The 22,341-nt window shown below is 70.8% G+C and carries 16 protein-coding genes and 2 pseudogenes; 6 read left to right on the top strand and 12 right to left on the bottom strand.

The window, feature by feature from the left end:
* Positions 1–127: 127 nt before the first annotated feature.
* Positions 128–487: pseudogene (locus VP06_RS38460) on the top strand (Na+/H+ antiporter NhaA); the annotation flags it as partial.
* 80 nt (positions 488–567) lie between these two features.
* Positions 568–1,028 (top strand): annotated as a pseudogene (locus tag VP06_RS37735) (IS481 family transposase); the annotation flags it as partial.
* A gap of 101 nt (positions 1,029–1,129) precedes the next feature.
* On the opposite strand, the gene VP06_RS00755 reads toward VP06_RS37735, so the two are convergent.
* Genes VP06_RS00755 through VP06_RS00740 form a run of 4 tightly spaced genes read right to left on the bottom strand, consistent with a single transcriptional unit; the run spans position 1,130 to position 3,758 of the window.
* Entirely contained in the window at positions 1,130–2,425 is a 1,296-nt protein-coding gene (locus tag VP06_RS00755; protein WP_048461915.1) for an arsenic transporter, read from the bottom strand.
* Positions 2,426–2,453: 28 nt separating this feature from the next.
* Positions 2,454–2,879, bottom strand: coding sequence for an arsenate reductase (glutaredoxin) (gene arsC / locus VP06_RS00750; protein WP_048461914.1), 426 nt, complete (start codon positions 2,877–2,879; stop codon positions 2,454–2,456).
* Positions 2,879–3,406, bottom strand: coding sequence for an arsenate reductase ArsC (locus VP06_RS00745; protein WP_048461913.1), 528 nt, complete (start codon positions 3,404–3,406; stop codon positions 2,879–2,881). The genes arsC and VP06_RS00745 overlap by 1 nt, the downstream gene beginning before the upstream one ends.
* On the bottom strand, positions 3,399–3,758 hold the full coding sequence (locus VP06_RS00740; protein WP_048461929.1) for an ArsR/SmtB family transcription factor: 360 nt from the start codon (positions 3,756–3,758) through the stop codon (positions 3,399–3,401). Before VP06_RS00740 ends, VP06_RS00745 begins: the two co-directional genes overlap by 8 nt.
* Before the next feature lie 50 nt (positions 3,759–3,808).
* Here VP06_RS00740 and arsH point away from each other — a divergent pair, with 50 nt between their 5' ends.
* The gene (arsH, locus tag VP06_RS00735; RefSeq protein ID WP_048461912.1) at positions 3,809–4,564 is read left to right on the top strand and encodes an arsenical resistance protein ArsH; all 756 of its coding nucleotides are present in this window, start codon (positions 3,809–3,811) and stop codon (positions 4,562–4,564) included.
* 579 nt (positions 4,565–5,143) lie between these two features.
* The gene (locus VP06_RS00730) at positions 5,144–7,402 is read left to right on the top strand and encodes a TonB-dependent siderophore receptor (RefSeq protein WP_053081473.1); all 2,259 of its coding nucleotides are present in this window, start codon (positions 5,144–5,146) and stop codon (positions 7,400–7,402) included.
* A gap of 361 nt (positions 7,403–7,763) precedes the next feature.
* Here the strand turns inward: VP06_RS00730 and VP06_RS00725 are convergent, their stop codons facing one another.
* Genes VP06_RS00725 through VP06_RS00715 form a run of 3 tightly spaced genes read right to left on the bottom strand, consistent with a single transcriptional unit; the run spans position 7,764 to position 11,892 of the window.
* Positions 7,764–9,050: a lysine N(6)-hydroxylase/L-ornithine N(5)-oxygenase family protein gene (locus tag VP06_RS00725; protein ID WP_048461911.1), complete on the bottom strand. Its 1,287-nt coding sequence runs from the start codon at positions 9,048–9,050 to the stop codon at positions 7,764–7,766.
* Entirely contained in the window at positions 9,050–10,120 is a 1,071-nt protein-coding gene (locus tag VP06_RS00720) for a GNAT family N-acetyltransferase (protein ID WP_053081472.1), read from the bottom strand. The genes VP06_RS00725 and VP06_RS00720 overlap by 1 nt, the downstream gene beginning before the upstream one ends.
* Positions 10,121–10,137: 17 nt before the next feature.
* Positions 10,138–11,892 carry a cyclic peptide export ABC transporter gene (locus VP06_RS00715; protein WP_048461910.1) on the bottom strand — a complete coding sequence of 585 codons (1,755 nt, stop codon included), beginning with the start codon at positions 11,890–11,892 and terminating at the stop codon, positions 10,138–10,140.
* Between the two features lie 300 nt (positions 11,893–12,192).
* Between VP06_RS00715 and VP06_RS00710 the strand changes: the two genes are divergently transcribed.
* The gene (locus VP06_RS00710; protein WP_048461909.1) at positions 12,193–12,768 is read left to right on the top strand and encodes a sigma-70 family RNA polymerase sigma factor; all 576 of its coding nucleotides are present in this window, start codon (positions 12,193–12,195) and stop codon (positions 12,766–12,768) included.
* A gap of 46 nt (positions 12,769–12,814) precedes the next feature.
* Positions 12,815–13,876 carry a siderophore-interacting protein gene (locus tag VP06_RS00705; RefSeq protein WP_048461908.1) on the top strand — a complete coding sequence of 354 codons (1,062 nt, stop codon included), beginning with the start codon at positions 12,815–12,817 and terminating at the stop codon, positions 13,874–13,876.
* A gap of 113 nt (positions 13,877–13,989) precedes the next feature.
* Here VP06_RS00705 and fhuB read toward each other — a convergent pair whose 3' ends face one another.
* From fhuB to VP06_RS00680, 5 genes are all read right to left on the bottom strand, one after another.
* Positions 13,990–15,990 (bottom strand): Fe(3+)-hydroxamate ABC transporter permease FhuB, encoded by a 2,001-nt coding sequence (fhuB, locus tag VP06_RS00700; RefSeq protein ID WP_156295385.1) that lies wholly within the window; start codon positions 15,988–15,990, stop codon positions 13,990–13,992.
* Entirely contained in the window at positions 15,974–16,837 is an 864-nt protein-coding gene (locus VP06_RS00695) for an ABC transporter substrate-binding protein (RefSeq protein WP_048461907.1), read from the bottom strand. The genes fhuB and VP06_RS00695 overlap by 17 nt, the downstream gene beginning before the upstream one ends.
* Positions 16,838–16,866: 29 nt before the next feature.
* The gene (locus tag VP06_RS00690; RefSeq protein WP_048461906.1) at positions 16,867–17,670 is read right to left on the bottom strand and encodes an ATP-binding cassette domain-containing protein; all 804 of its coding nucleotides are present in this window, start codon (positions 17,668–17,670) and stop codon (positions 16,867–16,869) included.
* A complete protein-coding gene (locus VP06_RS00685; RefSeq protein WP_048461905.1) occupies positions 17,663–18,706 on the bottom strand; it encodes an alpha/beta hydrolase in 1,044 nt (347 codons plus the stop codon). Before VP06_RS00685 ends, VP06_RS00690 begins: the two co-directional genes overlap by 8 nt.
* Positions 18,703–22,341, bottom strand: a 3,639-nt coding sequence (locus VP06_RS00680; RefSeq protein WP_156295384.1) for a non-ribosomal peptide synthetase, incomplete at its 5' end; no start/stop codon positions are given. The genes VP06_RS00680 and VP06_RS00685, both read right to left, overlap by 4 nt.

Raw genomic sequence — 22,341 nt, 5'->3', positions numbered from 1 at the left:
TAGAGTTTATCTCAGGCGCTGGACCAGCCGATGTCAGCAATCCTCGCCGGTTTCTCGAAGCGCCCCGCAGCGCAGCTTTCGATGAAATGCAATAAAGGTGTTGCTTGCAAGGGACGTGTTCGGGGCGATGCGGGTCGCTACGCAGCTCGAATCTGTCCGGGTCAGGCCCGGCCCTGTCCGTCCGCTCCACGGGCGAAGCAGACGTTCCGGACCCGGACGCGCAATGGTTGGACCGGGTCATGCATTCGCCTTCGTCAAGTCCGGCGTGTTCCTGGAGGAGATCATCCCACGCATGCTGCACGACCCGGTGACGCCTAGCCTGTTCGTGGGCAAGCAGATTGGTGCGTTCGGCCTCGTCATCGCCACGGTGAGGCTCGGGCTGGCGCAACGCCTGGCTCTGGCGACCCGGACGTCGGGCGACGGCGCCTCGCGTCTCGGCGGCGCCGGTTTCACCATGAGCCTGTTCATCGGCCTGGTGGCCTTCGCGAATGCCCAGGAACTCGCGGCCGAGACCAAGCGGCGTGCCGGTCGGCGACGTTCGCGTCGACATTGCGGACGTCACAACACAGGGGGCAAGCTCGTGCTGTTCCCTGCAAAACCCAGATCGTGCTCACCCACAATGGCACGCTTCACCGATCCGACCGGCGATGGTTGGACCCCGAAGACATCGAAGCGATGCGGGTTGAGACGGGACTGTTTCGCTGTCACGCCTTCGAAGCGGCCTGCGCTGATCTCGACATTGGGCATCGTTCGACCAAGCCGCGTCATTCTTGGACGAACGTCCAAGTCGGGACCATGAACCTGACGAACAAGGACGCAACCGTCAAGCACTTCCATGATGAAAGCCACGATGAGCTTCGGCTGAAGCTCGCCGATTTTGTCGCAGACTGCAACTTTGCACGTCGCCTCAAGACGTTGCGTGACCTCACCGCCGACGCGGCCATCGGCAAAGCCTGGACGGAGGACCCGTCAGGTGCACGCATGGCCCGCACCAACACACTCCGGGACCATGCAGATCGGGGTTGTGATCGCCGGCCGCGCCTCGGCGCCGTGGAGCCGCCCGAGGGCGGCGAAGGCCCGGGTCATACGGGCCGCCGGTCAACGCCGAGCCGGGGTCATCGGCGCCGGCCTACGGGGTGTCGAGCACGGGCAGCCAGGCCGCGAGCGCCAGCAGCGTGACCAGCAGCACGGGCGGGGTGATGACCAGGCCGACCTTCATGTACTGGCCCCAGGTGATCGTCTGGCCCTTGCTGGCGAGCACGTGCAGCCACAGCAACGTCGCCAGGCTGCCGATCGGCGTGAACTTCGGCCCCAGGTCGCAGCCGATCACGTTGGCGTAGATCATCAGCTCGCGGGTCAGCGGCGACAGGTCCGGGGCCTGTTGGATCGAGAGTGCCCCGATCAGCACGGACGGCATGTTGTTCATCACCGACGACAGGATGGCTGTGGCGAAGCCGGTGCCGACCGTGGCGACCCACGGCCCCTGTCCGCCCAGCCAGACCAGGCCCTTTGCCAGCTCGTCGGTCAGGCCGGCGTTTCTGAGGCCGTAGACCACCAGGTACATGCCGAGGCTGAACAGCACGATCTGCCAGGGTGCGCCGGCCAGGACCTTGCGGATCGGGATCATCCGGGTCCGGCTGGCGAGCAGCAGGAGCACCGCCGCGCCGGCACAGGTGACAGCCGAGACCGGCACCCCGAACGGCGCGGTGATGAAGTAGGCGGCGAGCAGCACGGCGAGCAGCGGGAACGCGGCCCGGAACACCAGCGGATCACGGATCGCCTGACGGGGTGGTTCCAGCTCCCCGTCCGGGTAGGCCGCCGGGATCACGCGCCGGAAGTACAGCCAGAGCACCACCAGCGTCGCGGCCAGAGATACGAGGTTCACCGGCACCATCACCGCCGCGTACCGGCCAAAGGTCACGTCGAAGAAGTTGGCCGAGACGATGTTGACCAGGTTGGAGATCACCAGAGGCAGGGAGGTCGAGTCTGCCACGAACCCGCAGGCGACGATGAACGCCAGCGCCGCCGCCGGTTTGAACTCGAGCCGGAGCAGGATCGCCAGCACGATCGGGGTCAGCAGCAGCGCCGCGCCGTCGTTGGCGAACACCGCCGCGATCGCCGCGCCGAGGAGGATCACCAGCGGGAAGAGCCGTCGGCCCCGGCCACCACCCCAGCGGGCGATGTGCAGGGCGGCCCAGTGGAAGAACCCGGCCTCGTCGAGAAGCAGGGAGATGATGATCAGCGCCACGAAGGTGAACGTGGCGTCCCAGACGATATGCCAGACCACCGGAATGTCGCCGGGGTGGATCACGCCCGTCGCGAGCGCCACGGCGGCGCCGGCCAGGGCGCTCCAGCCGATCCCGAGGCCCTTGGGCTGCCAGATGACGAAGACGAGGGTGACGAGGAAGATGGCAAGCGCGAGCATCGGGGTCGTTTCGCGTTGTGGTTGAGGCTCAGGCGGTGGCGACGCGGCGGCCGTGCTCGTCCACGACCCGCTCGCCGTCTTCCTTGACGAACTCGCCCTGCTGCGCCGGCAGCAGATCCAGAACCGCCTCGGACGGCCGGCACAGGCGCACGCCCTTGGGGCTCACGACCAACGGGCGGTTGAGCAGGATCGGGTGGGCCTCGATGGCGTCGAGCAGGTGGGCGTCGGTCAGCGCCGGATCGCCCAGGTTCAGCTCGGCGTAGGGCGTGCCCTTCTCGCGCAGCACGTCACGGACCGTGAGGCCGGCGCGATGCAGAAGCGCGACCAGCAGCGCCCGCGACGGCGGGGTTTTCAGGTACTCGATCACGTGCGGCTCGATGCCGGCGTTGCGGATCATCGCCAGGGTGTTGCGGGACGTGCCGCAGGCCGGGTTGTGGTAGATGATCACGTCCATCACGCGACCTCCGGCCGAGGCGACGTCGCACCGTCCTGCTGGCCGATCTCGCGGACCTTGGACGACAGCGCCACCTGATCGAGGCTGCCGATCGGCAGGGCGATGAACGCGCTGATGCGGTTCTTGAGATAGCGCTGCGCCAGCCGGAAGGCCGCAGCCTTCACGTAGTCCAGCCCCTCGATCGCGGCGGGGTCCTCGATGCCCCAATGCGCCGTGACCGGCTGGCCGGGCCAGAACGGGCAGGCCTCGCCGGCCGCGTTGTCACAGACCGTGAACACGAAATCCATCACCGGGGCGCCCGGCGCGGCGAACTCGTCCCAGGACTTCGAGCGCAGACCTTCGGTCGGATAGTCGCTCTCCTGCAGGGTTTCGAGCGCCAGCGGATGCGGCTGGCCCCTGGGCTGGCTACCGGCTGAGAAGGCCCGGAAGCGTCCCTGCCCGTCCTTGTTGAGTATGGCCTCTGCCAGGATCGAGCGGGCCGAGTTGCCGGTGCACAGAAACAGCACGTTGTAGACGCGATCAGCCATGGGCGGTGTCTCCAGGCGGGCAAAGGCAGGCTGCCAGGGCTTCGACGGCCGGGGTGCAGACCTCCGGACGGCCCTGGCAGCAGTCGCGCATCAGGAACTGGATCAGCTCCGACAGCGATGGAAACGTGGCGCTGTAGAGGACCGAGCGGCCGTCACGCCGCGACTGGATCAGCCCGGCGTGGCTCAGTTCCTTGACGTGAAAGGACAGGTTGGTGCCGGAGACACCGACTGCCTGCGCCAGCGCGCCGGCCGCCAGACCGTCCGGGCCAGCGGTGACGAGCGCACGCACGATCCGCAGACGGTGCTCCTGGCCGAGAGCCGCAAAGGCGGCGACGGCTTGCCGTTCGTCCATCATTGATGCAATATCTCAATCATTATTGAAATGTAGAGGAAAGAGCCCCCTTGGACAAGCCCCTTCCGCCCGCACCCACCGTTCACGACGGCTTCCCCAACCTGAGTGCAGCGCACTTCGAGGTGCCGACGGCCGCACGCCTCCAGGTGGCGCAGCCGTTCACCCACGCGCCCCGGTTCCTGATCCTCTACGGCTCCCTGCGCGAGCGGTCGTTCAGCCGCTTCCTGGCCTGCGAGGCTGCCCGCTTGCTGGAGGCGATGGGCGGCGAGGTGCGGATCTTCCATGCGCACGGGCTGCCGCTGCCCGACGACACCACCGCCGACCACCCGAAGGTGCAGGAACTGCGCAATCTCTCGCTCTGGTCCGAGGGCCACGTCTGGGTGTCGCCCGAACGGCACGGCAATCTGACCGGCGTGATGAAAAGCCAGATCGACTGGCTGCCGTTGGCCGAGGGCAGCGTGCGCCCGACCCAGGGCCGCACCCTCGCGGTCATGCAGGTGTCCGGCGGCTCGCAGAGCTTCAACGCCGTGAACTCCCTGCGCCTGCTCGGCCGCTGGATGCGGATGATCACCATCCCCAACCAGTCCAGCGTGCCGATGGCCTACAGGGAGTTTGATGATGCCGGCCGGATGAAGCCGGGGCCGCTCTACGAGCGCGTGGTGGACGTGTGCGAGGAGTTGATGAAGTTCACGCTGCTGACCCGCGAACGGGCCGACTACCTGGTGGACCGCTACAGCGAGCGCAAAGAGCGGGAGCCGGACCGGCTCAAGGCCGTGGCGGCCGATATCGGCTTTGTGAAACGCTGAGCAGACGTGCGTTGGCCTGCCAACGCAAGCCTGCTTAGGTCTTGCGGTGCTGCGGCAGACGGTTCGTGAATGCGTCAATCAGCCCGTCCGCGACGGCTCCGATCCCCGCACAAAGCCACACGCCACCTCATCGGGGAGCCTGAATCACACCATACCACGGACCGTCAGCGATGCCCTTCAAAGCGATCGACAGCGAGGGCCATGCTCCCAAGCCGGTCGATGGATTGTCCAAAAATCGATCGTCCTCGAGGCAACCACGCCCAAGTTTCGACGCCGACTGTGGCAAATTGGACGCTCTCCACAGCAAATTCCGACTGCGATCCCTTACATTGGAATTAGATGATTTTAAAACGTCACAGATAGCAGTGATCGTGTCGGAATTTAGCAGCGAATCGCCTCGGCCCGGCTGGCTCTTATCTAGAATTGATTAAATGTTCGTAATAGGCTGCGATTGCAAACGAAATTTTGGCCCCTTACCCCTTGCTGCGCCTCTCCGTGATGATGTGACGGACGAGGCCCAAGATCAATTTCTCTCGGGGCTGCTCGATGCGTTGGACCCAGTTGGCCGATCGTGCAGGCATGAGCCTGCGCGCCTCTCTCGTGACGGGAGTCGCCATCGCGGCCATCGGAGCCGGGCTGCGCGACGCTCAGGCCCAGGCTTCGAAACCGCCCGGCACCTCGAACACGCCGTCTCAGGCCCAGCCCGCCGACGGCGGAGCCATCGCCCTCGACGAGATCTCCGTCGCGGCCCAGCAACCGACCTTCGGGACCACCGGCTTCGTCGCCACGCGCTCGACGGCCGGCATGAAGGGCAACGACTCGATCCTCGAGACGCCCGCGACCGTCAGCGTCATCACCCGCGAGGAACTCGACGTCCGCGGCGTGCAGGACCTCAACACCGCGGTGGCCTACACCCCGAACGTCCAGGCTGTCGATTACCCGGGCGGCCAGGGCGGTCCGACCTTCACCTTGCGCGGCTTCAACGCCAACAACTTCGACAACGTCTACGAGGACGGCCTGCGCTACGGCTTCAACTCGTTCGACCAGAACGTCGAGCCCTACGCCTACGAGCGCATCGACGTCATCAAGGGCCCGATCTCGGTGCTGTACGGCGCCGGCCAGCCGGGCGGCATCATCAACCTGGTCTCGAAGCGCCCGAGCTTCACCCCGTTCAACGAGGTGTTCATCCAGGGCGGCACCCGCAATCGGATCCAGGCCGGCTTCGACCTGTCCGGGCCGGTCGAGGGCGCCCCCGACTTCGCCTACCGGCTGACCGGGCTGGTGCGCAACTCCGACTCTCAGGTCCGCTACACACCCGACGACCGCACCTTCCTCGCGCCCGCCATCACCTGGCGGCCGGATGCCGATACCTCGCTCACCGTGCTCGCCAAGTACGCCGAGTTCCGCAGCGGCGGCTCCGAGCAGAGCCTGCCGATCGTCGGCTCGATCATCCCGAGCGCCCGCGGCTTCTACCAGCCCAACGTCTTCGTCGGGCAGCCGAACTTCAACACCTTCCTGCTCGAGAACAAGGAGATCGGCTACGTCCTCGATCACTCGTTCGCGCCCGGCTGGCTGGTCCACTCGGCCTTCCGGATCTACGAGACCTCGACCAAGGCCGACGTCGTCGGTGCGGTGCCGGGCTTCACGCCGCCGGGCTTCCTCTCGGTCGCGACTGTCCCGTACTTGCGCCGACAGTCGAGCTACGGCATCCTGGCCGACAACCATGTCGAGGGCCAGTTCGATACCTTCGGTATCAAGCACAGCGTCGTCTTCGGCGTCGACATCCAGGACTATCACCGGGACGACGCGCGAACCTTCCCGCTCGGCTATCCGCTGGCGGCCGGCACGCGGCTGATCGACCTCTACAATCCGGTCTACAATTACAGCTTCAATTTCCCGAACCGGACGAACATCGCGACCCGCGCGTCGCAGCAGCAGATCGGGGCTTATTTCCAGGATCAGATGAAGTGGAACGGCTTCATCTTCACCGGAAGCGTGCGTAACGACTGGGTCGATCAGCAGATCGACACCGTGAACAGCTTCCCGAACCTGCCGATCGCCTCCGCGAACCGGGCCACGGTCAGCAAGCAGGATTTCTCGGCGCTGAGCTACCGCGTCGCCCTCGGCTACGAGTTCGATGCCGGCGTGGTTCCTTACGTGTCCTACTCGACGTCGTTCAACCCGCAGATCGCCGGGCAGCGCGCCAGCGGCGCGGCTCTCGATCCGCGCGAGGCCAAGCAGATCGAAGGCGGCGTGAAGTGGCAGCCCGCCGGCACCAACGCGCTCTTCACCGCCTCGTACTTCGACATCACCCAGACCAACATCCCGCTCGCCGACCCGCTCAACCCCGGCTTCTTCGTCCAGACCGGCGAGGCCGTGTCGAAGGGGTTCGAGCTGGAGGGCAAGGCCACCCTGTTCGAGGGCTTCAACGTCATCTTCGGCTACGCCCATCTCGACACCAAGGTCACGAAGGACACGAACCCGCGGCTCATCGGCAACCGCCTGCCGAACGCCCCGGCCAACACCGTGTCGCTCTTCGCCGATTACGCCTTTCCGGTCGGGTCGGCGCTCGGCGGTCTGCGGGCCGGCGCCGGCGTGCGCTATATCGGCCCGCGCACCGACGCGACCAATGTCGACTACATCCCGTCCTATGCCGTCGTCGACGCCTCGCTCAGCTACGATCTTGCGCGGGTCAACCCGGACTGGAAGGGGGCGACCCTGTCGGTCAACGCGACGAACCTGTTCGACAAGCGCTACTACACGGCGGGCTTCTATACCGGCTACGTGTTCGAAGGCTTCCGCCGGAGCGTGTTCGGGACGCTGACCTACCGCTGGTAGGCCCCCGTGCGGCCTAGAGCATTGTCCGACGAACCGGTCTCCACTTCGTCGGGAAATGCTCTAAGCCGATCTCGCCGAAGCGGTCACCGGTTCGGCGGCAAAAATCTGCGATCAAACAAGAACCTCAGCGGACGAAGCGTTGGCCTGCCAACGCACGTCTGCTTGGTCCTGCACCGATCCCGACCGGTGCAGGGCGGACCGGGGAGATCATGGACGGGAGGCTTCCCGCTTCTTCGCGCGAGCCGGGAGAGAAGACGGCCGGCATCCGTTGCTTCCTCGGACGGCCCCGTGGCCGGCCGGGTTCGAGGGCGCCTGCCGGCGAGGAGCCGGCATGAACGTCCGCGCCCGGCCGCGCCTGGCCTCACCCGTGGGCGCGCCGCATCCTGTCGCAGAGCGAGCGCGAGATCTCCTCGGATCTCACCGCCAGAACGGAGAGCAGGGTGTCGCTGAGGCCGTGCGAGGCTTCTGCGGCGCCCTGGAGGTAGACGTGCGGCTCGAAATCCTCGTGGGACGGGATCCGGTAGGTCCGATCGAGGTCCGCGACCTCCAGATACGGCAGGATCGGCTCCAGGAAGGGCGGGCGCGTGCTCCGCTCGTATCCGGTCGCCAGGACGACCGCGTCGTAGGACCGGCGCTGGCTCGTGCCGGCGAAGAGGTCCGTCGTGTCGATCGCGATGCCGGCATTCGTGGCCGCGGTGGCGTCGATCCGGCTGCGCGGCATCAGCCCGACGCGCGCGCCGCCCTCGACCCGCTGCTGGTAGAGGATCCTGTAGAGCGTCTCGAGGAGATCGGGATCGACGACGGCGTAGTTCGTGTTCCGGAACGCCTGCACCAGGGCGGCGCGCCGGTCCCCGGGCTGGTCGTAGATGAAGTCGGTAAAGCCCGGATGGAAGATCTCGTTGACGAAGGGCGAGCTGTCGGACGGCTTGAGGGCGTGACCGCGGAAGACGAGGTCGATCGCCGCGCCCGGAAACCGGTCGTGGAGATCGACCGTGATCTCGACGGCGCTCTGGCCGCCGCCGATCACCGCGATGCGGGCTCCGTCCTGGGCGAGGCCGGGAGCGCCGATCCGGTCGAGGTAGCGGCTCGAATGGATCAGGCGCGGATGGTCCCCCAAGGTTGCGAAGACGGCCGGCACATGGGGCATCCCGCCCACCGCCACCACGATGTTGCGGGTCCGGCGCAGCACCTCACGTCCGGATTCGGTGCGGGAGATCACCCGCAGCGACCGGACCGGCAGGTCGTACCGGTCGGGCTCCACGGCGACGATGGTCTCGCCATAGGCGCACCGGTCGGCGAAGTGACCGGCGACCCAACCGAGATAGTCGTTGAACTCGATGCGGCTCGGATAGAACGTGCGGCAATTGGCGAAGTGCTCCAGCCGCCCCTTCTTGTGCAGGTAATTGATGAAGGTGAGCGGACTCGTGGGATCGCGCAGCGAGACGAGATCTTTCAGGAACGAGATCTGCATGTCGCTGCCCGGCAGCAGCATACCGCCGTGCCAGGTGAAGCGCGGCTGGCGCTCGACGAAGAGCGCGTCGAGGCCGGCGCCCTGCCGCGACGCCTCGTCGAGGGCGATGGCGAGCGCGAGGTTCGACGGGCCAAAGCCGATGCCGATCACGTCGTGTTCGGCTGCGTGGCGGGCCATCACCGGCCTCCCTCCGCCCGCGCGGCCGGACGCCACAGGCGGTCGCCGAAGAAGCGCTCGCGCAGGAGCATGACCAGCATCGCGCGCTTGTGGGGGAAGCTGAAGGTCTTCAGCTTGGCGAAGCCCGAGACGTCGAGGTTGCGAATCTGCTGGGCGTGGCTCGCGGCGGGCTCGCCGACGATGCGCTCCGTGCGCGGGTCGTCGAGGAAGAGATAGTGCATCAGCGACGGCAGCCAGGCCGAGATGTAGGCGCGGCCGCGGAATGCGTCCTCGCCCACGGCGACGTGCCAGCCCCGGTCGTAGTCGCCGGCGTCGTAGAACGGGGCGATGCGGTTCTCCTTTGCCCAGTAGATCTCGAAATAGCCGAACGGCCTGTCGCCGAAGCAGCCGATCAGCGGCAGCATGTGCGGATCGGCGATCAGGGCCGAGAGATAGGCGCGGTGTTCCGCCTCGCTGCCCGTTTCGCTCCAGATCGCGGCGACGCGCTCGTCGTTCATCCAGCGGTGGAAGAGCGGCAGGTCCGCGAGGGTGAGGGCGCGGAACGACACCGCTTCGCCGAGCCACGGGATGTGGCGGGCATAGACCAGCCCCTCGGGCTTTCGCGGGCGGCGGGGATGGCGGCGGTCCCCGGTCATGATCAGGTCGAGCGGGTAGGGGGGACGGTCCGGATCGGCGAGCCAGGGGTCGCGTCGCTGCATCGCGGTCTCGGGCCGGATGCACAGGATGCCCGCCTCGACCCGCGCGAGGCCGTGCGCGACGAGGTGGCGGGCGAGGGGCTCGTCGGGATCGAGCGCGAGCCGTAAGGACGCGCGCTCCGGCTCCCAGCCGAAGACCGCCTCGGCGACCGCCGCGACGGCACGGGTGTCGGCGACCGGATCCCCGGTCGCGCCGTCCACGGCGAAGGCGGGGTCGTCGGCCCGCCCGGCCTCGTCGCGATGCAGCGACAGAAGCGGGCGGTCCCCGCTGGTGGCGGCGATCCGCGATCCGCGTCTCTCGACGAGAATGGGAGCGCTGGGGTCCGCCAGGCGGAGCGTGACGGCGACCGGCGCTGCGGCGGCACTCTCGATCATCGTCGTGGTCCTCGCAGTCATGGGCGGGTTGGTTCGGGGGAGGGCGCCCCGTGGCGACGGGGTGATCCCGGAACGGTACTCGGGCGATCCGCGCCCGGCCTCTCCGCGTGCTGCCCCGGGGGCTCGTCGGCGACGATCCGGCCGGCCTCGATCCGGACGATGCGGTCGGCCGCGTCGAAGTAGCGGTCGTCGTGCGAGATCACCACGATGGTCTTGCCCAGGCGCTTCAGGTCGGGCAGCAGCTCGGCGTAGAAGATCCGCCGGAAGGCCGGGTCCTGGTCGGCGGCCCACTCGTCGAACACCAGGACGGGCCGGCCCTCGAGCCAGGCGTTCAAGAGCGCAAGGCGCTTGCGCTGGCCGGTCGAAAGGTCGAGCGTGGTCAGGGCGCCGTCCCGGACCCCGACCTTCCCGGCGATCTCCAGCCGTTCCAGGTAGCGCGCGGCCTGCTCCGGCAGCGTACCCGGCCCGGCGAGGTCCTCGAACAGGTGGTAGTCCGAGAAGATCGTCGTGAAGAGCTGCCGGTACTCGTCCCGCGTCGCGGCGGTGACGGCGGTCCCGTCGAGGACGAGGTCGCCGGAATCGGGCACGTAGAGGGCGAGCAGGAGCTTGATCAGGGTGGTCTTGCCCGAGCCGTTCTCGCCGACGACGAAGACGGTCTCTCCGGCCTCCACCCGCAGGTCGACAGGCCCGAGCACGAAGCCCTTGCCGCCCTCGGCCGCCGGGAAGGCGTAGGTGGCGCCGCGCAGCGCGATGGACCGGATCGTCCGGCCCCCGGAATCCACCCCGCCGACGGCGGGGCCGGGCACCAGCCCGGGCTCCGGGGTCGCGAAGCGCTCGGACAGGTCGGCGACCCGGCGTAGCGCCACCAGGGCGCGGCCCATGACCGGAAGCGTCCCGATCACCTGGTCGACGGGCCCTCGCATGTAGAGAAGCACGAGGACGAAGCCGCTGACGGTGGCGGCGTCCATCTCCGGCCAGACGAAGTGGCGCAGCGCCAGGGTCGCCCCGACCACGGCGAAGAACAGCACCGTCCCGAACGCCCGCGCGGTCACGAACAGCACGATGGCGTGGATCTGCCGGTCGCGGATGTCGTCGATCGCGTCCCGCAGCAGCGCCGCGTGGCGGTGCCGGCGTCCCCGGTGCAGCCGCAATTCCTTGGCGCCCTCGGTGATGGCGCGGTACTGCGCCTGGAGCCGGTCCTCGCCGGCCCGGGCCGCGACGAAGCCGGCGACGCCCCGCATCTGCGCATAGGTCTGAGCGCAGACGCCGAGGGTGACCGCCAGCACCACGAACCCGAACAGGGCCGGCGACAGCACGGCGAGATAGGCCAGGCATCCGGCCGTCACCGTGAGGGCGACCGCCAGGGTCGAGAGCGCGAAGGCGACGTCGCTGATCGTGTCGACGTCCCGGGTCAGCACCGGGATCAGACGATGGAGGCGGTAGCGCTCGAGCGCGTCGATCGGGGCAGCGAGGATCCGGTCGGCCAGCGTCTTGCGCAGGGTCGCGACGACGCGCTGGCCGACGACATTGGCGCCGATATCGGAGCCGATCGATCCGACCAGCGTGAGCAGGCAGAGCCCCACGAAGGCGGCGAGCAGGCCGGACCCGTCGGCGGCCGTGCCGTGCAGGCCCCGGTTCACCAGCGCGAGGAGCCCCGCGACGCTCAGGCCCCCCAGGGCCCCGAGCACCGCGCAGGCGAGGATCACCCCGGCATAGGGGCGCACGAGCCCGAGCACGAGGCCTGCGGGTCTGCTGGAGAAGGAGGCCGTCATGAGCTGGCGGGCGCGCTCCGGTCGGGATCGAAGGATGCGGATCGGGAAACTATCGTCTCGGGGTCGAAAGGACAACCTCGCTCCAAGGCAAATCGAATTGTATTCCAAGTATGTTAATTAGAATTATTATATTTACACGCGGAATATCACGCTCTTTCGGAAGAAGTTTTGCTGGATGTGTTGAGGCAATCTCGACCCTATGTTAGGGCGTTCGGCCTCGACGGAAGGAGCGACGTCGCGGCGGGAGCGTCGCGGCCGCGAGAGCCGCTGTCAGCCGATGATCGAGGGTCATACCGAGACATGCGCGACACCCTCCCCAACCGGGATCTCCCGCACGGCCGGGACCTCCTCGACGTCTTGCTCGCCGGACGCCGGCGGTTCGTCGACATGGCCCACCGGATCCTCAAGTGCCGCGCCCGGGCGGAGGACGTGGTGCAGGACGTCGCCCTGGCCCTGTGCCAGGACAGGACGATCCCGGAGATGCGCCATCCCGAAGCCTATCTCGGGCGGATGATCCGCAACCTCGCCCTCGATTCCCTGCGCCGCAACGGTCTCGAATGCCGCCTCCTGGCCCCGATCGCGGCGGCCGAGCACGCCGCCAGCCCCTGCGCCTGCCCGCACGAGCGGCTGGAAGCCTGCCAGGCGCTCCGGGCGGTGGCGGCGGCCCTCGACCGCGCCCCGCCGCGCACGCGCCGGGCGCTGCTGGCGCACCGGCTCGACGGCGTGCCGCAGAAGGAGATCGCGGCGCAGATCGGCGTCTCCCCGGCGCGGGTGAACGGCATGATCAAGGACGCGACGACGTTGTGCCGCCGGGCCTCCGGGGCGCTTTCGGAGCGCGACGGGGCCGCAGCCGGCGCCTGGGCGGCGGTGGCGTGATATCGGTTCGCGGCCGCGACGCCGCGGCGGAAGGCGGGAGCAAGACGTGACGGTCCTCATCACCGAGGCGGAGATCGCCCTCGCGGATCCCTGCGCGCTCGCCGCGCGGCTCGTCGAGCATCTCGTCGAGCACGGCGTCACCTTCGAGACGCGGGACGGCAGCACCGTCGCGGATCTCGGCAAGGGCACCGGCACGATGACGGTGCGGCCCGGAACCCTGACGGTGCGGGTCGAGGCCGCCGACGACGGCGACCTCGAGATGGTGCGCTCGGTCATGGCCTCGCATATCGTCGAGTTCGCGCCCGAGCCGATCGCGATCCGCTGGTCGGGGTTTTCCGGCGACGGGGCTTTGTTCTCCAACTTCCGCGAATTGCGCCTCGTCTCGGCCGCCGACGTCACGCCGCTCCTGCGCCGGCTGACCTTCGCGGGCGCCGACCTGGCGCGCTTCGCGAGCGCGGACGACCTCCACGTCCGGCTCTACCTGCCGCCGCCGGGACTCGCGGTCCCCGAATGGCCCCGCCTCGGCGCGGATGGGCGCACGCTGTGGCCGCCGGACGAGCGGCGCCCGGCTTTGCGCTACTACACGATCCGGCGGGTGGATCCGGAACGCGGCCTCGTCGAGATCGACTTCGTGCGCCACGTCGATGGCGGGCCGGGGGCGGAGTTCGCCGAGACCGCCCGGCCGGGCGCGGTCGTCGGGATGGCGGGGCCGGTTGGCCGCACGATTGGGCCGGCGGCCTTTCACGTGCTCGCCGGCGACGAGACGGCGTTGCCCGCGATCGCCCGGGTTCTGGAGGGCCTCGACTCCGCGGCGCGCGGGCGCGTCCTCGTCGAGGTCGCCGGGCCGCAGGAGGAGATCCCGCTCGCCGCGCCGCCAGGTCTCACGGTGCGCTGGCTGCACCGGAACGGTGCTCCGGCCGGCGCGCCCGACCGGCTGCTGCCGGCCGTGCGCGACGGCGTCTGGCCCGAGGACGGCGACGTCTTCGTCTGGATCGGCTGCGAGTTCGCCCTCGCCAAGACCCTGCGCCGCTACGTCGAGCGTGAGCGTGGCCTGCCGAAGTCGCGCCACCTCATCGTCGGCTACTGGACCCGCGAGCGGGCGGGGTGATTCCGTCGCCGGACGTCAGCGTCCGGCGACGGAATCACGAGCCCGCGCGGCGCTTGAGCGAAGCCGAATTCCGCATCGCGACAGCGATCCGTCGGAAATCGGACGAGGCCGGCTCACCGCCGCCGCAAAAGCCACATCAGGTAGGGCCCGCCGATCACCGTCGCCAGCAGGCCGGCCGGCATCTGGTAGGGGAAGATGATCGTTCGCCCGGCCCAGTCGGCGAGCGTGAGGAGGAGCGCGCCGAGGATCGCCGCGCCGACCAGATGGTGCAGCGCCCGTTGCAGGCCGATCAGCCGGGCGATGTGCGGTGCCATCAGGCCGACGAAGCTGAGCGGGCCGACGACGAGCGTCGGCACCGCGGTCATCACGGCCGCCGCCAGCATGACGACGAGGCGGACGCGCGGGACGTGCAGCCCGACCGCCTGCGCCGTCGCCGCGCCGAGCGGCAGGATGTCGAGCCAGCGCGCGAGCATCGGGGCGAGCCCCGCGAGGATCGCCGCCGCGGCCAGGAAGCCTGCGGCCTCCCCGGGATCGACCCCGTAGGTCGAGCCGGCGAGCCAGGTCAGGAGCGTGCCGACCCGCGGGTCCCCGGTTGCCATCGCCACCGCGACGATCGCCCCGAAGGCGGCGCTCGTTGCGACGCCCGCGAGCAGCAGCCGCTCGGGGCTAAAGGCGTCGCGGCGCCCCAGCACCAGGATGCCGAGGAGCACCGCGAAGGCGCCGGCGGTTCCGGCGGCGAGCTGCACGACCCGCGACGGTGCCTCGGTGAGGAAGAGCGCGACGATCACCCCGAGCGCCGCCCCGGAGGAGACGCCCAGCACCTCGGGCGAGGCCATCGGGTTGTTCATCATCCGCTGGAGCAGCATCCCCGCCATGGCGAGCATCGCCCCAGCGGCCAAAGCCGCGGCGACCCGGGGGCCGCGCCAGGGCAGCATCTCGGCGATTCCCGTAAGACCCGCCCAGCTCCAGCCCCGCGGCCCATACGCGAATGCGAGCGCGCCCCACAGGGCGAGGGCGAGGAGGCCGGCGCCTGCCGCCAGCACGAGGCCCGGCCGGGCGGCGCGCGGCACGGCCGCCGCCGGCTCGGCCCGCCACAGCACACCCTTGCGCAGGCGCGGCAGCAGCGCGAGCATCACCGGCGCGCCGAGGAGCGCAGTCGCGGCGCCGGTCGGCACCTCGCGGTAGCCGGTGGGAATCAGGAGGACGAGGCCGTCGGTGAGCCAGAGCAGGGCCGCGCCGCAGAGCGGAGCCCAGACCAGCCGATCACGCAGCCGGCGGGCGCCCGCGATGGCGACGATGGCGGGCGCCGCGAGGCCGACGAAGCCGATCACCCCGACCGCCGAGGTCACCGCCGCGCTCAGGGACACGGCGACCACCAGGGCCGCGAGCCGCGCCCCGGTGAGGCCGAGGCCGAGATTGCGCGCCGCCTCGTCGTCGAGCCCGAGCAGGGTGAGCGGCCGGACCATCAGGGCGATCAGGAACGCCGCGACGCCGAGGCGCGGGAGCAGGAAGGCGGCAACGCCCCAGCCCTGCTGCGACAGGAAGCCGGCGCCCCAGAGATAGATGCCGATCAGGTAGTCGCGGTGGAACAGGCTGAGCGCGCTGGCGAGCGCACCGCAATAGAGCGTAACGATCAGGCCGGCGAGCACCAGGGAGACCGGCGACAGGGCCCGGCGCCAGGCAAGCCCGAACACGAACAGCAAGGCGGCGAAACTCCCCGCGAGCGCCACCCCTTCGCGCCCGTAGGCGAGCAGGCCTGGCGCCCACAGGGTCGCGGCCGAGAGGGCGAGGCTGGCGCCGGCCGAGATGCCGAGCGTCGTCGGCTCGGCCAGCGGGTTGCGCAGCACCTGCTGGCAGACCGCGCCGGCGAGGCCGAGCCCGGCCCCGCATAGCAGCGCCACGGCGATGCGGGGCATCACCGTGAGATGGACCAGCATCTGCCGCGTGTCGGTCGCGTCGGGGGCGAGGAGGGCGGCACCCCATTGGCCGGGCGGCAGCCGCAGCGCGAGGTCGCGCAGGGCCAGCGCCAGCGCCGCGAGAGCGAGGGCGAGGACGATCAGGGCCGGGCGTTGCCAGCCCGCGCGCGGCTCGGGCCGCTCACCCACGGGCGGCATTCCCGGGGGCCAGGCGCTCGGCGAGGAGCCGCGCGAAGCGGTCGGCCGAGGGCAGGCCGCCGTAGAACAGGATGTCGGCGAGCACGGTCACGCGCTCCTCGCGCAGGAAGGGCAGCGTCCGCCACAGCGGCCGCAGGGCCAGGAACGTGCGGGCGTCGGGGACGCGGGAGGTCAGGAGAACCAGGCGGGTCGTCGGGTCGAGGGCGGCGAGCTGGTCGAGGCCGACCGTGGCGTGGCCCCAGGCGCTCGTCGCGCCCGTGAAGGCGTTGCGCAGGCCCACCCGGTCGAGCACGTCCTGGTACAGGCTGTTCCCGCCGAACACGAGGGCGCGGTTGCCGAAGGCGTCGCTCACCAGGCAGAGCGGCCCGCCGCGATCGCCGGACAGCCGCTCCGCCGCTCCGGCGAGGCGCGCCTCGTGGGCGGCGATCAGGCTTTGCGCCTCGGCGTCGCGGCCGAGCCGAGCGGCCAGCGCCAGGGTCGCCTCCCGCGCGGCTTCAGCGGGGCGGCGCCCCGGCCGGAGCGGCGCGAAGGTCGCGACGGGCGCGATTCGTGCGAGCGGGGACGTGACCGAGCCGGCATCGGCGACGATGAGGTGGGGGGCGAGCGCCGTCAGGAGCTCGAGGTTGGGCTCCGAGCGCAGGCCGAGCTCCTGCACGCTCTCGGGCAGGGGCGGCTCGGCGACCAGCGCCCGGTAGCGGGCGATCTCTGGCAGGGCGAGCGGCACCACCCCGAGGGCGAGCAGCGTCTGGGCGCCGGCCCAGCCCGCCGCCGCGACGCGGGGCATCGGCGCGGCCGCGGCATTCCTCGCGGGATGCAGGCCCGCACCGGCGGCCAGGATCGCCGCCACGGCCTCGCGGCGAGAGGGGCGCGGGGCTCTCACAGCGCGACGCCGACCGGCATCCCGGTCTCGGGGTGGGGCAGCACAGCCATCGGCACGTCGTAGATCGCCTGGAGATCTGCCGCGTTCATCAGCTCCCGGCTCGGGCCGCGCCGGATCAGACGGCCGGAATGCAGTGCGATCAGCTCGTCGCAGAAGCGCGCCGCCATGTTCACGTCGTGGAGCACCACGAGCACGCTCAGGCCCCCCCGCGCCAGGCGCTGCACCAGGGCCAGGACCTGGATCTGGTGGCCGATATCGAGGGCCGAGGTCGGCTCGTCGAGGAGCAGGCAGGCGGCGTCCTGGGCCACCAGCATGGCGATCCAGGCGCGCTGGCGCTCGCCGCCCGACAGGCTGTCCACCAGCCGGTCGCTGAATCCCGCGACTTCGGTGAGGCGCATCGCCTCCTCGACCCGCTCCCGGTCGGCGGCGGTGAAGCGCCCGAGAGCCCCATGCCAGGGATAGCGGCCTAGGCCGACGAGCTCGCGCACCGTCAGGCCGGCGGCGGCGGGCGGCTGCTGGGGCAGGTAGGCGACCTGCCGGGCGAAGGCGCGCCGGCCCCAGGCCGCGAGCGGCCGGCCGGCATAGGCGATGCGCCCGCCGCTCGGCGACTGCTGGCCGGCGAGCAGCTTCAGCAGGGTCGACTTGCCCGAGCCGTTATGGCCGATCAGGCCGTGAACGCGCCCGCGCTCGAGGCGCGCGGTGAGCGGCTGGAGCAGCGTCCGGTCCGCGACCGCGAAGGTCAGGTCCTCGACCTCGAACAAAGGCGCGTCGGTCCGGCCGGTGGCGTCGGGCTCACGCATCGGCGGAAGCGGATTGCTGTCCGAGGGCGGGTTGCCGGAAGGCTGGTCGCTGCCGGAAGGCAGCCGCGAGGGCGTCCGCAATCTCGGCCCGGACCACGAGCGCGTCCTCGACCACGTTGCCCATGCGAAGAAACTCGTGGACCATGCCAGGGACGATCCGGCTCGTGACGGATACACCCGCCGCCCGCAGCCTCTCGCCGTAGGCGCGGCCCTCGTCAAGCAGGGGGTCGCAAGCAGGCAGCACGATCAGCGCCGGAGCGGTGCCCGCGAGATCGGCCGCCTCCAGCGGTGCGAACCGCCAGTCCCGCCGGTCGGCCTCGTCGCGCAGGTACTGGGCGAAGAACCACGCCACCGTTTCGGCCTCGAGCAGGTAGCCGCGGCCGAAGCGGCGGTACGAGTTGCTGTCCTGCCGGGCGGCGAGGCCCGGATAAGCCAGAACCTGGAGGCATGGCCGCGGCAGGCCGGGCGTGTCGCGCGCCGCCAGGGCGAGGCCCGCTGCGAGCGTGCCGCCGGCGCTGTCGCCGAAGAGCGCGACGCGCCCGGGGTCGAGGCCGGCATTCCGTCCCTCGCGCCCGATCCAGGCCAGGGCGTCGCAGGCATCCTCGAAGGCGGTCGGGAAGCGGTGCTCGGGCGCGAGCCGGTAGGCGACCGCGAGCACGGCCGCGCCGCTCCGGACGGCAAGGTCGCGCCAGAGCGACTCGTGGGAATCGAGGCTGCCGACGACGAACCCGCCCCCGTGCAGGGCGAGGGTGACGGGAAGCGGCGCTGCCGGATCGGGTCGGTGCAACGCGTAGAGGCGCGCCGCGATTCTCTCGCCGTCGCGCATGGGCAGGCGCAGGGCCGCCTCGTGCGGCAGGGCTGCCACCGCGACGTCGAGGAGCGGCGAGGAGGCGTCGAAATCGGCCCGGGCCTGCTCCGGCGTGAGCCGCGGCAGCGGGACCCGCGCCCCGCTCTCGACGCCGGCCGCCACCATCTCGAGCAGGGCCTCCACGTCCGGGTGGAGCTGCGCCGCCGGGGGCTCGTCGCGGGTGCTCATGCGGGTTCCCTCACGGTGTCGATGGCAGGGGGGCCGGCCGTCTCCCGCGCCGGCGGTGTCCCGGGCCGGGCGGCCGGCGCGTTCGCGACGAGCTGCGCGATCGTCGGGTGACGCATCAGGTCGCGCAGCCGGACCTCGATGTCGAGGGTCTCGCGCCGCAGCCGGGTCACCACCTTCAGGCTGAGGAGCGAGTTGCCGCCAAGCTCGAAGAAGTTGTCGGTGACGCCGACGCGCTCGACCTTCAACACCTCCTGCCAGACGCGGGCCAGCGCCGCCTCCGTCGGGGTCGCCGGGGCGACGTAGGCCTGCGAGCGCCAGTCGGGGGCCGGCAGGGCGCGCCGGTCGACCTTTCCGGTCGAGGTCATCGGCAGGCGCGGCAGCACGACGACGCGGGAAGGCACCATGTAGTCCGGCAGGCAGGCCCGCAGGCCGGCCGCGACCGCCTCGGGCAGGGCGTCGGCCAAGGTGCCGGCATCGTCCGCCTCCCAGGGGGCGACGTAGGCGATGAGCCGGTGCCCTTCGGGAGCGGGCTGCGCCACCACGGCGGCGCTGCGCACGCCGCGTTGCTCGCGCAGCCGCGCCTCGACCTCGCCGAGCTCGATCCGGAATCCGCGGATCTTCACCTGGTCGTCGATGCGGCCGAGATACTCGACCGTGCCGTCCTCGCCCCAGCGCGCGAGGTCGCCGGTGCGGTAGAGGCGCGCGCCCGGCGCGCCGTCAGGATCGGGCACGAACCGCTCGGCGGTGAGGCCGGGCCGGCCGAGATAGCCCCGGGCCAGGCCCTCGCCGCCGATGCAGAGCTCGCCGACCGCGCCCGCCGGCGCGAGGCCGAGATCGCTGCCGCGGATGGCGGCGGTGCGGTTGCCCACCGGCACGCCGATCGGTGCGTAGGGCGCCTCGCACGCCGCATCGCCTGCGACCTTCCAGACCAGCGGCGTCACCACGGTCTCGGTCGGGCCGTAGCCGTTGATCAGGATCTCGGGCTTGAGGACCCGCGCGATGCGCGCGAAGCCCGCCCGTGGCATCGCCTCGCCGCCGAACGAGTAGAGCCGCACCGGCGGCGGTTCACCGGTCTCCTCGACCCACTCGGCGAGCTGCTGCAGGTAGGCGGGCGGCATCCCGAGATGGGTCGCCCGGTGCGTCCGCAGGGCATCGACGATCTGCCGCGGCGTCCACAGGCCCGCATCGCTCACGACGAGCCGGCCGCCATGCGTCAGCACCGTCAGCCAGCGCTCATGGGCGCCGTCGAAGGCGAGGGACAGGACGTGCAGCTCGCAACTCCCCTCGTCGATCTCGTAGAGCGCGCCGGTGGCCCGGCAATGCATCGCCAAGGGGCCGTGCGCCACCGCGACGCCCTTCGGCCGCCCGGTCGAGCCCGAGGTGTAGAGCACGTAGGCGAGGGTCTCGGCGTGCACCCGTCGCGCCGGCGCCGGACCGGATTCCGCCGCGAGATCGAGGAGCGCCGGGCGTAAGACCGGGACGTCCGTGGTCAGCGCCGCCTCCGCCCCGGCGAGGACCAGCCGGATCCCCGCATCCGCGATCATCGCCGAGAGCCGCTCGGGCGGGTTGCGGGGATCGAGCGGCACGTAGGCCGCGCCCGCCTTCATGACCGCCAGCATCGCCGCGAAGGTGTCCGCGTCGCGCTCGACGAGGATGCCGACCCGCGCCTCCGGGCCGACGCCCTCGGCGATCAGCCGCCGCGCGAGGAGGTCGGCGCGCCGGTCGAGTGCCCCGTAGGAGACGCTGCGCTTGCCGAAGACGAGGGCGATCGCGTCCGGCCGGCGTCGGCCTTGAGCGGCGATCGCCTCGTGCACCGGGGGGCCCGAGGCGCAGGGCATCGCCTGCGCGTTGCAAAGGTCGGCCCGGCGCTGGTCCCGCGCCGTGACGGGATCGAGGCGGCCGACGCGGCTGCCGGCATCGGCGGCGAGGCCGAACAGCAACCGCTCGAAGGTCTCGCGGATCGCCTCCGCCTCGTCCTCGCTGAAGTGGTTGAGCTGGTAGAGATACTCGATGCTCAGAGTCCTCCCTGCGCGGACCGTGAGGTCCATCGGGTAGTTCGTGACGTCGACGGAGGAAAAGTCGGTGAAGGCGAGCGACCGGCCATCCGTCTCGCGCAGGTTGTCCTCGAGCGGGTAGTTCTCGAACACCACAATGCTGTCGAACAGGGATTGCCCGGCGAGCCCGGCGAAAGCCTGGATCTCGGCGAGCTGGGTCTGCTCGTGGTCGCGCATGTCGAGGTTGCGCTCCTGGACCGCGCGCAGCCAGGGACCGATTCGGGCCTCGGGCTGGTACCCCTCGACGACCGGCAGGGTGTTGATGAACAGCCCGACCATGTCCTGCGAGCCCGGGAGCGCTGCCGGACGGCCGGCGACGGTGACCCCGAAGGTCACGCTCGCCTGCCCGGTGTAGCGCTGCAGCAGCAGGGTCCAGGCGCCCTGGACGAGGGTGTTGAGCGTGATGCCCTCGGCGCGGGTGAAGTCCTGCAGACGCGCGGTCTGGTGCTCGTCGAGCCGCGTGTGGCAGGCGGCATGACGCACCGGCCCGCCCGTCCGGCCCCCGAGGCCGAAGGCATCGGCGAGGCGCGTCGGAGCCTCGAATCCGGCGAGCCGGGCCCGCCAGAAGCGCTCGGAGGCCGCCGCGTCGCGCCCGGCGAGCCAGGCGACGTGATCGCGATAGGGCGGGGCCGGACGGGGCGAGCGCCCTTCGTAGAGGTGCAGCAGGTCCGACATCAGGCGGGTGGAGCTCCACCCGTCGAGGAGGATGTGGTGGTAGGTCCAGATCATCCGGTGGCGCGGGCCGCCATCGGCCCCGTCGTCGAGCCGGATCAGGCGGACGCGGTAAAGCGGCGGGGCCGCGAGGTCGAAGCCCAGGGCGTGCTCCCGCGCGGCGGCCCGCGCCAGCCGATCCCCGTCCCACGGCTCGCCGCGCCAATCCTCGTCGACGAAGGCGGGCGGGACGTGGCGGTGCACCGCCTGCAATGCCTCGCCCTCGATACTGCGCCAGTCGAACCCCGTCCGCAGGACGGCGTGCCTCCGGCTCAATGCCTCCCAGGCCCCCCGCATCCGCCCGGCATCGACGCCTTGGATCGTCACCGCGACCTGATTGACGTAGTCGCCGCCGTCGCCCGCCGCCTGCACGGCGTGGAAGAGCATGCCCTGCTGCATCGGCGAGAGCGGGTAGACGTCCTCCAGGTCGGCCTCCCGCAGGCCGAGGCTTTCGAGACCGGTCCGCCCGAGGCGGGTCAGCGCACCGAAGCCTCGCTCGGATGCGAGCGCCGCGGGCCCGGCGGCGAGAGGCCGGGCCGCCGCCGCCAGGGCGCCGAGGTGCGGCTGGCGGAAGAGGTCGCGCGGGGTGAGCGACAGGCCGGCCTGCCGCGCCCGGTGCACTACCTGCAAGGCGGAGATGGAATCGCCGCCGACCGCGAAGAAGTTTTCGGAGATGCCGACCTGCGGCAGGCCCAGCACGTCCCGCCAGATCCCCGCCAGCACCCGCTCGGTCTCGGTCTGCGGCGCGATGTGACGAGATGTTGCCGGCGCCTCCGGCTCCGGCAGCGCCCGGCGGTCGAGCTTGCCGTTCGGCGTCAGCGGCAGGTGCTCCAGCACCGTCACTTGCACGGGCACCATGTAGTCCGGCAG

This window comes from Methylobacterium aquaticum, assembly GCF_001043915.1.
GTDB lineage: Bacteria > Pseudomonadota > Alphaproteobacteria > Rhizobiales > Beijerinckiaceae > Methylobacterium > Methylobacterium aquaticum.
This window is presented reverse-complemented; position numbering and strand designations above follow the sequence as displayed.